This is a genomic window from Kitasatospora azatica KCTC 9699 (genome assembly GCF_000744785.1).
Taxonomy (GTDB): domain Bacteria; phylum Actinomycetota; class Actinomycetes; order Streptomycetales; family Streptomycetaceae; genus Kitasatospora; species Kitasatospora azatica.
The window spans coordinates 4,201,843-4,214,133 of record NZ_JQMO01000003.1; the positions used below are offsets into that span (position 1 = coordinate 4,201,843).

Sequence of the window (12,291 nt, forward strand, 5' to 3'; positions counted from 1 at the left end):
ACTCTGGCCACACGGGGTCGTGGGTGACGGCCCGTCAGGGGTGCCAAAATCGCCAAGGTGTCCAAATCGGTTCCCGAACGGGCGCCCGGGTGGATCCGGCCCCTTGGCTGCAGGAAATCAAGCCGGGGAAACATGGCGGCGCGCCCGCCACTACCCTCTGTCCGATCGATGTGATCTTCACGTATCGCTGCGTTCAATACTTGAACGATCGCTAGCGTCATCCGGACGATTTCAGCAACAGAGGTGAACGCCTTCACAAGCTTTTGATCTCGGGGGTCACGCCAGGCTCCGAGGATCGGACGGCCTATCGACGGCGCAAAACCGCCTTCGAAATGGGTATGTTCTCCGGCGTCAGGGCAACCCCGTGCGAGGAGACCGACCCGTGGCGGCGACGCAGAAGTTTGTTTACTCCTTCACCGAAGGAAACAAGGACCTCAAGGACCTTCTCGGCGGCAAGGGCGCGAACCTCGCCGAGATGACCAACCTGGGCCTCCCGGTTCCTCCGGGGTTCACCCTCACCACGGAGGCCTGCAAGGTCTTCCTGGAGACCGGCGCCGAGCCGGCCTCGCTGCACCAGGAGGTCAGCGAGCACCTGGACCGGCTCGAGCAGCAGATGGGCAAGAAGCTCGGCCAGAGCGACAACCCGCTGCTGGTGTCGGTGCGCTCCGGCGCCAAGTTCTCGATGCCCGGCATGATGGACACCGTCCTCAACATCGGCCTGTCCGACGCCTCGGTGCTCGGCCTGGTGGCCCAGTCCGGCAACGAGCGGTTCGCCTGGGACTCGTACCGCCGACTGGTCCAGATGTTCGGCAAGACCGTGCTGGGCGTGGACGGCGAGCTCTTCGAGGAGGCGCTCGACGAGGCCAAGCACGCCAAGGGCAGCACCAACGACCTGGACCTGGACGCTTCCGACCTCCAGGTACTGGTCGAGACCTTCAAGGGCATCGTGCTGCGCGAGACCGGGCGGGCCTTCCCGCAGGACCCGCGCGAGCAGATGGACCTGGCGATCCACGCCGTCTTCCACTCCTGGAACGGCGACCGGGCCCGGCTCTACCGCCGCCAGGAGCGCATCCCGAACGACCTCGGGACCGCGGTCAACGTCTGCTCCATGGTCTTCGGCAACCTCGGCGAGGACTCCGGCACCGGCGTCGCCTTCACCCGCGACCCCTCCACCGGCGCGGTCGGCGTCTACGGCGACTACCTCTCCAACGCCCAGGGCGAGGACGTGGTGGCGGGCATCCGCAACACCCTCCAGCTGGCCGACCTGGAGCAGCTGGACAAGAAGTCGTACGACGAGCTGATGGCGATCATGCACAAGCTCGAGCTGCACTACCGCGACCTGTGCGACATCGAGTTCACCATCGAGCGCGGCAAGCTGTGGATGCTGCAGACCCGGATCGGCAAGCGCACCGCCGCGGCCGCCTTCCGGATCGCCGTCCAGCTGGTCGACCAGGGCCTGATCGACCTGGACGAGGCGCTGCAGCGGGTGACCGGCGGCCAGCTCGCCCAGCTGATGTTCCCGCGGTTCGCCCCCGAGGCCACCTCCAAGCAGGTCGCCTGGGGCCTGGCCGCCTCGCCCGGCGCCGCGATCGGCAAGGTGGTCTTCGACTCCTACACCGCCGTCAAGTGGTCCCGCTCCGGCGAGAAGGTCATCCTGGTCCGCCGCGAGACCAACCCGGACGACCTGGACGGCATGATCGCCGCCGAGGGCATCCTCACCTCGCGCGGCGGCAAGACCTCGCACGCCGCCGTGGTGGCCCGCGGCATGGGCAAGACCTGTGTCTGCGGCGCCGAGGAGCTCGAGGTCGACACCAAGCGCCGCAAGATGACCACCGCCGACGGCCTGGTCATCGAGGAGGGCGACGTGGTCTCGATCGACGGCGCCTCCGGCAAGGTCTACCTCGGCGAGGTCCCGGTGCTCCCGTCCCCGGTGGTGGAGTACTTCGAGGGCACCCTGCACGCCGGCGCCGACGTCCAGGGCGGACTGGTGCAGGCCGTGCACCGCCTGATGTCGCACGCCGACGGCAAGCGCCGCCTCGCGGTGCGGGCCAACGCCGACAACGCGGACGACGCGAACCGCGCCCGCCGCTACGGCGCCCAGGGCATCGGCCTGTGCCGCACCGAGCACATGTTCCTCGGTGAGGAGCGCCGCAAGGAGGTCGAGCACCTGATCCTGGCGGACAACGACAAGGACCGCGAGCAGGCGCTGTCCACCCTGCTGCCGCTGCAGAAGGCCGACTTCGTCGAGCTCTTCCAGTCGATGGACGGCCTGCCGGTGACGGTCCGACTGCTGGACCCGCCGCTGCACGAGTTCCTGCCCGACATCACCGAGCTGTCGGTGCGGGTCGCGCTCGCCGAGGCCCGCAAGGACCCGAACGAGAACGACCTGCGGCTGCTCCAGGCGGTGCACAAGCTGCACGAGCAGAACCCGATGCTGGGTCTGCGCGGCGTCCGCCTCGGCCTGGTCATCCCCGGCCTGTTCGGCATGCAGGTGCGGGCGATCGCGGAGGCCGCCGCCGAGCGCCGGCTGGCCGGCGGGGACCCGCGCCCCGAGGTGATGATCCCGCTGGTCGGCACCGTGCAGGAGCTCGAGTTCGTCCGCGAGGAGTGCGAGCGGGTGCTCGCCGAGGTCGCCGTTTCGACCGGCGTCCAGCTGGACATCAAGCTCGGTACCATGATCGAACTTCCGCGGGCGGCCGTCACGGCCGGTCAGATCGCCGAGGCGGCCGAGTTCTTCTCCTTCGGCACCAACGACCTCACCCAGACCGTGTGGGGCTTCTCCCGCGACGACGTGGAGGCCTCGTTCTTCACGGCGTACCTGGAGAAGGGCATCTTCGGGGTCTCCCCGTTCGAGACGATCGACCGGGACGGCGTCGGCGCGCTGGTCAAGCACGCCGTCAAGGAGGGCCGCAAGACCCGCCCCGACCTGAAGCTCGGCGTCTGCGGCGAGCACGGCGGTGACCCGGACTCGGTGCACTTCTTCCACGAGGCCGGCCTGGACTACGTCTCCTGCTCGCCGTTCCGGATCCCGGTGGCGCGACTGGAGGCCGGTCGGGCCGCCATCGAGACTGCGGGCAGCGATTCTCGCTGACCGCTTCCCCCTCCAACGGGGAGGGGCGTCCGGCGGTGCTCGGCGCAGGAGAACCGCCGGTCGTACGTAGCCGGGGCGGGAACGGACAATGGCGTCCGGTCCCGCCCCGGCTGCACGCTTGGGGGTCGCCGACCAGGAACGGACTGCTCCGTTTGAGTGAGGGGCAGTACCCCGCTGATCATCGGACAGCGCACCACCGGCAAGCTGGAAGCCATGACCACTCGCCTTCGCCTGATCGCCGTCGCCGCCGTGCTGCTCTGCGCCGTCGCCGCGGCCGGCGTGTACGCGATGGGGCGGCACAAGCCCGCCACCACCGCCGCCGCCCACGCGCCCGCCTCCGGAGCCGGGGTCTGCCAGAGCAAACTGCCCAGCCAGGCCAGGGACACCATCGCGCTGATCGCCAAGGGCGGACCGTACCCCTACCGCACCGACGGCGTGGTCTTCGAGAACCGCGAGGGGCGGCTGCCAAAGCACACCAGCGGCTACTACCACGAGTACACGGTGGTCACCCCGGGCAGCGGCGACCGCGGGACCCGACGGGTCGTCACCGGCACGGTGGGCGAGGAGTACTGGACCGGCGACCACTACGCCACCTTCCAGCGGATCGACCTCGCCTGCTGACCGCCTCAGACGCGTTGGCGGGTCCAGCTGATCCGGTGCCAGGGGCCGTGCGGGCCGCTGGTCAGCAGGGTCCGCAGCTCCCGGACGATCGCCGCCGGGTCGGTGCGGAACTGGTGCGGGGTGGCCCGCACCACCGGCAGCCGGGCGGCCTGCAGCCGGTTGCCCCGGGTCAGGGTGCGCTCGTAGTCGGCCGGCCGCAGGTGCCAGGCCCGCGAGTCCAGCTCCAGTGCCACGCAGGCCTGCGGCCAGAACGCGTCCGGGATCGCCAGGAAGCGTCCGTCCAGCAGCAGCACCGGATTCCACAGCGGCTCCGGCAGCCCGCTGCGGCGCAGCACCTCGCGGGCCTCACTCTCCGCGATCGAGTAGACGCCGCAGGTCAACTCGTCGGCGACGCGTTGCACGTGCGCCAGCGAGGCGGTGGTCGAGGAGCCGCCGAGCAGCCGGGCCAGCAGGTCGGCCCGTTCGCAGTGCCGCCCCTGCACCGCCTCGGTGCAGAGCGCGCGGAACTGGCGGCTGCTCGTCAGGTACGGCGCCACATCGGCCAGCGCCCGGCCGACGCCGACGCTCCACAATCCGTCGTCCCGCTCGAAGCCGGCCGGCATCCCGCTGGGCCGGGTCGGCGCCCGGTGCACCCGGACGAAGTCCCGGCTGGCCACCCGCCGCCCGTTCGGGATCAGGACGTCGATCACGTCGACTTCCGAGGGATGGCCGGCGCTGGCCAGACCGGCGTCGGCCAGCACCGCGAGCCCGGTCAGCAGCACCGCTCCCGGCCTGGGCCGCTCGCCCTTGGGCGCCGCGTAGCTGAGCGCCGCGCGCAGCCGCTGATGTGGTGTCAGCCGGCCGCTCTGCAGGCAGATCACCCGTGGCAGCACCCGCTGCCACGGGCCGCCCGGACGCAGGCGGTGGGCGATGGTCCCGGACGGGACACCGTGCTCGATCAGCTGCGCACGGGTGACGATGTGCTGCTGGTCGGCGCCGAGCAGCCGGACGGTTTCAAGGGCAGTCATGTGCGGGGTGGTGCCCAGCCGGACCGTGGGTATGCGAAATATCCCCCGGAGGTGGTCACTCCCCGCCCATGTTGACTTTCGCGCCCGGCGTGCTCAGACCGTGATCAGGGGGCCGGTGTGTCTGACGCACTCCTGGTCGCGTTCGCGGCCGAGGCCGTGCCCGATCTGCCCGAGGTGGCCGATCCGCCGGTCCGGGGCGCTCGGCGCGATCGCGGCCGCGATCCGCAGCTCGATGATGTCGCGCACCGCCGGCCACTCCTCGGCCAGGATCGAGTAGAACGCGGTGCTGCGCACCACGCCGTCCAGACCCCGGCTGTGGGCCCGGCGGACCCCCTCCGAGGTGGCGCCGAGTCGCTCGATCGCCGCGCGCGAGCGCAGGTTGCGGGCGTCCGCGCGCAGCGAGATCCGCTGCACGCCCCAGGTCTCGAAGGCGTGCCGCAGCATCAGCAGCTTGGCCTCGGTGTTGATGCCGGTGCCCTGGGCGTGCCGGGAGAGCCAGGTGCGGCCGATCTCGGCGGCGTCGGGGGTGGCGGTCAGCGGGTCGCCGACCGGACCGGCCGGCAGCGGCGGCCAGACCACCGGACCCTGCCAGTAGTCCAGTTCCAGGAACCGGGTGGACCCGACCACCAGGCCGTCGGAGGCCCGGACGGTGGCGAAGGCCAGCGAACGGCCGGCCGCCATGTCGGCCTGCGCGATCGCGATGAACTCCCGCGCGGCCGCCACGCCCTGGGGGACGGCGGTGAAGGCGTACGTCGTGCGGTCCTCGGCGGCGGCCGCGGCCAGGGCCTCGGCGTGCCGCTCGGTGAGGGGCTCCAGCCGAACGGTGCGGCCGGTGAGGGTGACAGGTGCTGGCACGGAACCTTCGATCCTTCGGCGGTCGGAGGATGCCCTCGCGCCCAGGTTGCGGGCGTCCGGGACGGTGGACAGGTCGCCCCGCCCAGAGCGGGTCCGCGCCTCCTGGGTACGCCGGAGCATCGGCCGTACGACGGGAGGAAGCGGCCCTTGGGCGGGCAGCGCGGTGCCGGAGCGGGCACGGTTCGCATGGACCGGTCCGGCGGGGATGTGCGGGGGGACAGTGTGCGTCCGCGAGATGGCCGAAGAGGGAATCAGAGCGCGAAGGGAAGCAGGCGGCCAAGTGAAGGCAAGGTGCGAGGCGGTGGCAGACCGAACATGTTCGGGATCGTGGCCCACGGCGTGACAGACGACGTGGCGACGACGCGACGATGCGAGGCAGCGAGAGGACGATACCTGCCTTGGCCCCCCGCGTCACTTCGCGGCGCGCCAAGAAGAGGAGCGAAGGCCTCGATGCTACGCCGCACGGCCCTGTCTTGGCCAGTCCCACGCCCCACTCTGCTGCGCTGACCTGCGAGGATGTCCAGTGGGTGGCGGTTTGGTGGCAGCTCGGAAGTGAGAAGATTCCGGCGTGGGGCGATCGGCGGGAATGTCGGTGCCGCGCGGCACGCTGGTGCTGATGACCGACAGGTAGGACCGACGAGTAGAAACGGGTTGGGTGCGCGGTGCGTGATCCCGAGGCGCTGTACGAGCTTGAGCCGCAGGGCGTGGCGGCGGTGGCGGCCGCGACCGCCGACGACGGCCTGATCCTGCTCTACCACTTCGAGGGCTTCATGGACGCCGGTGAGGCGGGCGGCCAGGTGATGGCCCATCTGCTGGAGCAGGGCAAGCCACAGCTGGTGGCGCGGTTCGACCACGACCGCCTGGTGGACTACCGGGCCCGTCGTCCCGCGATGACCTTCGACCGGGAGAGCTGGACCTCCTACGAGCCGCCGGAGATCCTGCTCCAGCTGGTCCAGGACGCCACCGGCACCCCGTTCCTGGTGCTCACCGGCCCGGAGCCGGACGTCGAGTGGGAGGCCTTCGCGGCCGCCGTCGGCCAGTTGGTCACCGAGCTCGGCGTCCGCCTCACGGTGGACTTCCACGGCATCCCGATGGGCGTGCCGCACACCCGCCCGGTCGGCCTGACCCCGCACGGCAACCGGCTCGACCTGGCCACCGGCTACCCCGTCTGGTTCGAGCGCGCCCAGGTGCCGGGCAGCGCCCAGGCGCTGGTCGAGTACCGGCTGGCCGAGGCGGGGCACGACGTGCTCGGCTTCGCCGTGCACGTGCCGCACTACGTGGCCCGTTCGCCCTACCCGGCGGCCGCGGTGCTGATCCTGGAGGCGGTGCAGTCCGCCAGCGGCCTGGTGCTGCCCGGCCAGGAGCTGCGCGAGCGGGTGGGCGAGGTGTACGCCGACATCGAGGAGCAGCTGGCCCAGGGAGACGACGAGCTGAGCTCGGCGATCCGCGGCATGGAGGGCCAGTACGACGCGGTCGCGGGCGCGGAGAGCCGGGAGAGCCTGCTCGCGGAGGCGGCGGAGCTGCCCTCGGCGGACGAGCTGGGCCGCCAGTTCGAGCAGTTCCTCGCCGACCACGAGCGGGGCGGGGAGTAGTTTCGCGGGTGTCGTTCGTTGGGTCCGGCATGAAGATCCTCGGGCTGCTGGCGGTGCTGCTGCTGCTCGCCGGCTGCTCGGGCTCGGCCTCGGGTGGTGGGCGGCCGGCGGCCGCGAGCGCCGTGCCCGGTAAGGGCGCGCCCAGCACGCCCGCACCCAGCACCCCTGCACCCAGCCCGCCCGCACCCACGGGGCCGTACGTCGCGCTCGGCGACTCGTACACCTCCGGCCTGCAGCTGGAGCCGGCCGGGACCGGGCCCAAGGGGTGCGGCCGGTCGACGGTCAACTACCCCTCGCTGGTCGCGCAGGACCTGCGGCTGACCCAGGGGGAGTTCACCGACGTCAGCTGCTCCAGCGCCACCACCGCCGACCTGACGGCCGCTCAGCGGGTGGACGGCGGCGCCAACCCGCCGCAACTGGACGCGCTCAACGGGCAGACCCGGCTGGTGACGGTCGGTATCGGCGGCAACGACGCGGAGTTCATGAAGGTGGTCGAGCGGTGCGCCGAGCAGGGCGTGCTGAAGGCCGTCGCGCTGGCCAAGGGCGAGGCGCCGTGCAAGGACTCGTACACCGCGCCGGACGGGAGCTCCACGCTGAGCGGGGTGCTCGACACCGTCGGCGTGCGGCTGGCCGGGGTGCTGCAGGAGGTGGCCCGGCGGGCGCCGCAGGCCAGGGTGTACGTGGTGGGGTACCCGGCGCTGCTGCCGACCGACCCGGCCGGCTGCCTGCCGGTCCTCGGTCGCACGGTGGCCGCCGCCGACCTGGTCTTCCTCGCCGAGCAGGAGCAGCGCCTGAACGCCGTGCTGAGTTCGCGCGCCCGTGAGGCCAAGGCCGGTTTCGTGGACACCTACACCCCCTCCGCCGGCCACGACATGTGCGCCGACCGGACCACCCGCTGGATCGAACCGCCCTTCCCGGCCCCCGGCCGCGCCCCGCTGCACCCGAACGCGGCGGGCCAGCAGGGCATGGCCCAGGCGGTCCTACGGGCCGTCCACGCCGGCCAGTAGCCAGGCCGGTCCGACTCAGGTCACCGGGCGGCGGCCTTGCAGACCGCGTCGGTGAGGGCGAGCGCGTACTCGTCGGTGAGGGCCTCGACGCCGAACAGCAGGCGGTACCAGAGCGGCGCGTAGACCAGGTCGAGCAGGAACTCCTCGTCCTGGTGGCCCACCTCGCCGCGCTCCCGGCCGCGGACCAGCAGCTCGCGCACCGCCTCCCGGCGGGCGGCGATCAGCTCCTGCCACATCCGGCGGGCGAACTCCGGGTCCTGCAGCGCCTCGGCGGCCAGTGCCCGGTTGAGGTCGCCGGCCACGCCCTGGGCGGTGCGGAAGGTCAGGGTGAGCAGCTCGGCCAGGTCGCCGCGCAGGCTCCCGGTGTCGGGGGTGGGCAGCTTGGCGACCGCGAAGCCGGCCAGTGCGTCGAGCACCACCTCGCCCTTGCTGCGGTAGCGGCGGTAGACGGTCTGCTTGGAGACCCCGCTGCGGGCCGCGATCCCCTCCATGCTCAGGCCGCGGTAGCCGTGCTCCTTGGTGAGCTGCAGCGCCGCGTGGCGGATGGCTTCGTCGACGGCAGGGTCGCGGGGGCGTCCGGTCATGGGCCCAGGATACCCGTTGACATACGGTGCGTCTCGTATTGAAATAGAGATACGCAACGGACCGTATGTGAATGGGGGTCTCCGATGCGCTCTCCCCGCGGCGCGTTACCCGCGCTGCTCTCGCTCTCCCTGGGGTACTTCACCCTGGGCACCGCCTCGCTCGCCGTGGTCGGCCTCGGCGGGCCGATCGGCCGGGCCCTGCACACCGGACCGGCCCAGGTCGGGGTGCTGGTCAGCGTCTTCGCGCTGACCTTCGCGGTGGCCGCGCCGCTCGCACCGGCCGTACTGCGCCGGCTGGATCGGCGCCGGGTGCTGCTGCTCGGCCTCGGGCTGCTCGCCCTCGGCGGACTGGCCGGCGCGCTGGCCCCGAACTCCGCCGCGCTGATCGCCGCCCGGGTGGTCGGCGGCCTCGGCGGCGCGGTCTTCGGCCCCGCCTCCTCGGCGGCGGGCTCGCTGCTGGTCCCCGAGGAGCGCCGCCCCCGCGCGCTGGCCACCGTCTTCGCCGGGATGACGGTCGCGGCCGTGCTCGGCGTACCGCTCTCCTCCTACCTGGGCGGCGCGATCGGCTGGCGCTGGACACTGGCCGGACTGGCCGCCGTCACCGCCCTGGCCCTGGTGCTGGTGGCCGCGTCGGTGCCGCCGCTGCCGGCCGGACCGCCGCCGACAGCCGCCGGGTACCGGGCTGCGCTGCGCACCCCGGGCGTGCTGGCGGTGGTGCTCACCACGCTCTGCACGATGGCCGCGCAGTTCACCGTCTACGGGGTGGCCGGCGCCTACCTGGCCGAGCGGTTCGGGCTGGCGCCCGAGGAGGTGACCCTGGTGCTCTTCGCCTTCGGGCTGGTCGGTGTGCTCGGAAACGCCTGCGGCGCCCGGGTGTTCGGCCGACTCGGCGGCGGACGGACCATCGCGCTGACCCAACTCGGCCTGGCCGCCGCCTTCCTGGGGCTGCTGGTGGCACCGTCCGGGCTGCTGCCCGCCGTTGCCCTGCTGGCGCTCTGGGCCTTCTTCAGTCAGCTCTACCAGGCACCGCAGCAGGCCAGGTTGATCGCGCTCGCACCCGAGCAGCGCGGACTGCTGCTGGCCCTCAACGCCTCGATGCTCTACGTCGGGATCAGCCTCGGCAGCCTGCTGGCCTCGGCCCTGCTGCCCCGGCTCGGCGCCGACACACTGGCCGCCGTCGGACTGCTGCCGCTGGCCCTGGGCGCCGTGGCCCACCTGGTCTCGACCCACCGTTTCGCAAACTCCCTTGAAAGAGCCTTGATATGACGAACGGTCAGCTGATCCGCGACTACCTGGAGACGGTCTGGAACCAGGGCCGCACCGAGCAGGCCGACCGCTACCTCGCCGCCGACCTGGCCCAGCACAACGCCAAACTGCCCGACGGCCGGGCGGCGGTCGCGGGCCTGGTGGACACGCTGCGCGGCCAGTTCCCGCAACTGCACTTCGAGCTGCGGCGGATCGCCGCCGAGGGCGAGCTGGTCTTCGCCCACTCGCTGGCCACCCTCACCCCCGGTGAGCCCGGCATCGCCGTGGTGGACGTCTTCCGGATCGAGAACGGCCTGATCGTCGAGCACTGGGACGTGAGCGAGCAGGTGCCGGAGGCGACGGCGAGCGGCCGGCCGGTGATCTGACGCAGCGTCAGCCATGGACGCGCTGTCCCACGGGCCCTCGGCTCGTGGGACAGTTCCGCGCATGAGCAGACCTTCCTACCCGCTGCCCGACGTGCTGCGCGTCGTCGCCGAACTGATCGCCTGGGTGGCCCTGCCCTGGGCCCTGGGCCGGATCTCGATCCTGTTGGCGATCCTCGCCGTGCTCCTGCTGATCGGGCTGCCCGCCGTGCTGGCCACCCCCGGTGACAACGGAAAGACCAAGGTGCTGGTCCCCATCCCGGGGTGGGGGACCATCGGCCTGGTGCTGATGGAGCTGAGCGCGGCCGTGGCGGGAGCCTGGCTGCTCTGGCCGGCCTGGGCGTCGGTGCCCGTCACGCTGCTGGCACTGGCCTGCGTGGTCACCGAACAGCCGCGCTGGCGACGGCTGCTGGGGCACGCCGGCTGAAGGATGGTCTCAGCCGCCGCGCTGGTGGCGGCCCGGGGTGGTGCCGAAGGCGTGCCGGAAGGCCTCGATGAAGGCGCTGGGGGAGTGGTAGCCGGAGGCGGCGGCCACCGAGGTGACCGAGCGGCCCTCGGCGAGCAGGGTCAGCGCGTGCTGCAGCCGGAACTGGGCGCGCCACTGCTGGAAGCTCAGCCCGGTGCGGCCGAGTCGGCTCCCGGCGGCGGGTGTTGAACGGCCGCCGCCGGGCCGCGCTCAGATCCAGCTGGTGTCCGCGGCGATCGCCGCCAACTGGTCAGAGCTCAGGGCCAGCGCTGTGTCGGTGAACTGGTAGCCGTTGGTCCCGCTCCACTCCACGACCTCCACCCGGGTCCCGTCGGGGTGCTGGGTGTGGACCACTCGGCCGCGCACTGTCCCGCCGTCGGTGCCGGGCTCGGCGGACCAGCTGACCACGCTGGTCCCGTCGGCGGTGTGGGTCACGGTGTTGCTCTGCGGAGCCGCGTCGAAGGTCTCCCGCGGCGACCTGGGCAGGCCCAGGTTCCAGTCCCGCAGGGCCGTAATGGTGAGCATGCTGGTCCGTCCTTCCAGAGTGACTGTCAGATGAGCGGTGCCGAGGGTGACCTGCTTGCTGGGGTCCGCCTCGCACCGGGCGCCCGCCGGCAGTAGCTTCTCGACCGCCGCGATGATCTCCGACGGCGTCCGTTCGGCCGTGGCGGCGGGCGGGGCGCTGGCCGAGACGGTGAACTCGGCGAACAGCAGGTCCCACTCGGCGCTTACCGCGACGGCGGTCAACTGGTCGCCGCCCAGCGGAGGTTGAGGCCGGGTGGTCGGGGCTCCGGTGGTGCGTGAGTTGCGCTCGTCGATCCGCACCCGCCGCCCGTCGGTGCCGGTGTACAAGACGGTCCAGGTCGCCGGTGCGCCGGCCGTGCGGGGAGCTTCCCGCTGGAACACCACCACTGAGCCGTCCGGCCGCACCGTGCGGGTGCAGCCTTCGACGGGCGCGTTGAACGGGTCGGGGCACTGGGTTCCGCCGGTCCACCTGGTGACCGGGAGGCTCAGCCGGTCAGTGGTGAGCTGGACCAGTGCGGCACCGTGCCCGTCGTCGTACAGCAGCGAGGCCTGCGGTCCCCCGCCGGGCGTCGAGCCGTCGCCGATACCGCTGCCGTGCGCCTCGCTGATCCGGCCGGGCGGCAGTAGCGAGGTCAGCGTGTCGATCATGAACTGCGCCGAGACCCCGCCGGAGCGGTCATGGCTCGCTGCCACGGAGAGGCCCCCCGGCCGCAGTTCGGCGGCACCCAGGCCGACCACCAGCAGCGCGGCCGCACCCCCGGCCACCGCCGCGCGCCTGCGCGCGGTGTGCCGGCGGCTCCGCCGCTCGGCGGCGTCGGCCAGCGCGCTGCCGGGCGGGTCGGGTGCCAACTCGGCGGCTTCCTGGAGCAGTCGGGTGAACTTGTCGTCAAAAGGCATGGCCGCGGGCCCCTCCTG

General features: G+C 72.3%; 12 protein-coding genes. 7 read left to right on the top strand and 5 right to left on the bottom strand.

Annotation, left to right across the window (positions count from 1 at the left end; translation table 11 throughout):
- Window positions 1-382: 382 nt before the first annotated feature.
- Entirely contained in the window at window positions 383-3,091 is a 2,709-nt protein-coding gene (gene ppdK, locus BR98_RS29330; RefSeq protein WP_035849390.1) for a pyruvate, phosphate dikinase, read from the top strand.
- Between the two features lie 213 nt (window positions 3,092-3,304).
- Window positions 3,305-3,712 carry a ribonuclease domain-containing protein gene (locus BR98_RS29335; RefSeq protein ID WP_035854282.1) on the top strand — a complete coding sequence of 136 codons (408 nt, stop codon included), beginning with the start codon at window positions 3,305-3,307 and terminating at the stop codon, window positions 3,710-3,712.
- A 5-nt stretch (window positions 3,713-3,717) separates the two neighbouring features.
- Here the strand turns inward: BR98_RS29335 and BR98_RS29340 are convergent, their stop codons facing one another.
- Both BR98_RS29340 and BR98_RS29345 read right to left on the bottom strand, forming a co-directional pair.
- Entirely contained in the window at window positions 3,718-4,719 is a 1,002-nt protein-coding gene (locus BR98_RS29340; protein ID WP_051970347.1) for a hypothetical protein, read from the bottom strand.
- Between the two features lie 93 nt (window positions 4,720-4,812).
- Window positions 4,813-5,574: a GNAT family N-acetyltransferase gene (locus tag BR98_RS29345; protein ID WP_083977116.1), complete on the bottom strand. Its 762-nt coding sequence runs from the start codon at window positions 5,572-5,574 to the stop codon at window positions 4,813-4,815.
- 662 nt (window positions 5,575-6,236) lie between these two features.
- Here BR98_RS29345 and BR98_RS29350 point away from each other — a divergent pair.
- Window positions 6,237-7,166 (top strand): PAC2 family protein, encoded by a 930-nt coding sequence (locus tag BR98_RS29350; RefSeq protein ID WP_035849392.1) that lies wholly within the window; start codon window positions 6,237-6,239, stop codon window positions 7,164-7,166.
- An 8-nt stretch (window positions 7,167-7,174) separates the two neighbouring features.
- The gene (locus tag BR98_RS29355; protein ID WP_157537975.1) at window positions 7,175-8,173 is read left to right on the top strand and encodes an SGNH/GDSL hydrolase family protein; all 999 of its coding nucleotides are present in this window, start codon (window positions 7,175-7,177) and stop codon (window positions 8,171-8,173) included.
- A 20-nt stretch (window positions 8,174-8,193) separates the two neighbouring features.
- Here BR98_RS29355 and BR98_RS29360 read toward each other — a convergent pair whose 3' ends face one another.
- Window positions 8,194-8,757, bottom strand: coding sequence for a TetR/AcrR family transcriptional regulator (locus BR98_RS29360; RefSeq protein ID WP_051970352.1), 564 nt, complete (start codon window positions 8,755-8,757; stop codon window positions 8,194-8,196).
- Between the two features lie 84 nt (window positions 8,758-8,841).
- On the opposite strand from BR98_RS29360, the gene BR98_RS29365 reads away from it, so the two are divergent.
- The 3 genes from BR98_RS29365 to BR98_RS29375 all read left to right on the top strand — a co-directional run bounded on the left by BR98_RS29365 (window position 8,842) and on the right by BR98_RS29375 (window position 10,812).
- Window positions 8,842-10,023, top strand: a complete 1,182-nt coding sequence (locus BR98_RS29365) for an MFS transporter (RefSeq protein WP_035849393.1) — start codon at window positions 8,842-8,844, stop codon at window positions 10,021-10,023.
- Window positions 10,020-10,388: a nuclear transport factor 2 family protein gene (locus BR98_RS29370; RefSeq protein ID WP_035849396.1), complete on the top strand. Its 369-nt coding sequence runs from the start codon at window positions 10,020-10,022 to the stop codon at window positions 10,386-10,388. Before BR98_RS29365 ends, BR98_RS29370 begins: the two co-directional genes overlap by 4 nt.
- Before the next feature lie 61 nt (window positions 10,389-10,449).
- Window positions 10,450-10,812, top strand: coding sequence for a hypothetical protein (locus BR98_RS29375; RefSeq protein WP_035849399.1), 363 nt, complete (start codon window positions 10,450-10,452; stop codon window positions 10,810-10,812).
- Window positions 10,813-10,821: 9 nt separating this feature from the next.
- On the opposite strand, the gene BR98_RS38475 is transcribed toward BR98_RS29375, so the two are convergent.
- Both BR98_RS38475 and BR98_RS29380 read right to left on the bottom strand, forming a co-directional pair.
- Window positions 10,822-11,001: a helix-turn-helix domain-containing protein gene (locus tag BR98_RS38475; protein ID WP_083977118.1), complete on the bottom strand. Its 180-nt coding sequence runs from the start codon at window positions 10,999-11,001 to the stop codon at window positions 10,822-10,824.
- Window positions 11,002-11,061: 60 nt separating this feature from the next.
- Window positions 11,062-12,273: a hypothetical protein gene (locus BR98_RS29380; RefSeq protein ID WP_035849402.1), complete on the bottom strand. Its 1,212-nt coding sequence runs from the start codon at window positions 12,271-12,273 to the stop codon at window positions 11,062-11,064.
- Window positions 12,274-12,291: the final 18 nt, after the last annotated feature.

What these genes read in the sequence shown, in the direction of transcription:
- BR98_RS29335 (WP_035854282.1), top strand. Translation starts at nt 3,305, where the DNA reads ATGACCACTCGCCTTCGCCTGATCGCCGTCGCCGCCGTGCTGCTCTGC.
- BR98_RS29340 (WP_051970347.1), bottom strand. Translation starts at nt 4,719, where the DNA reads ATGACTGCCCTTGAAACCGTCCGGCTGCTCGGCGCCGACCAGCAGCAC.
- BR98_RS29360 (WP_051970352.1), bottom strand. Translation starts at nt 8,757, where the DNA reads ATGACCGGACGCCCCCGCGACCCTGCCGTCGACGAAGCCATCCGCCAC.
- BR98_RS29365 (WP_035849393.1), top strand. Translation starts at nt 8,842, where the DNA reads ATGCGCTCTCCCCGCGGCGCGTTACCCGCGCTGCTCTCGCTCTCCCTG.
- BR98_RS29370 (WP_035849396.1), top strand. Translation starts at nt 10,020, where the DNA reads ATGACGAACGGTCAGCTGATCCGCGACTACCTGGAGACGGTCTGGAAC.
- BR98_RS29375 (WP_035849399.1), top strand. Translation starts at nt 10,450, where the DNA reads ATGAGCAGACCTTCCTACCCGCTGCCCGACGTGCTGCGCGTCGTCGCC.
- BR98_RS29380 (WP_035849402.1), bottom strand. Translation starts at nt 12,273, where the DNA reads ATGCCTTTTGACGACAAGTTCACCCGACTGCTCCAGGAAGCCGCCGAG.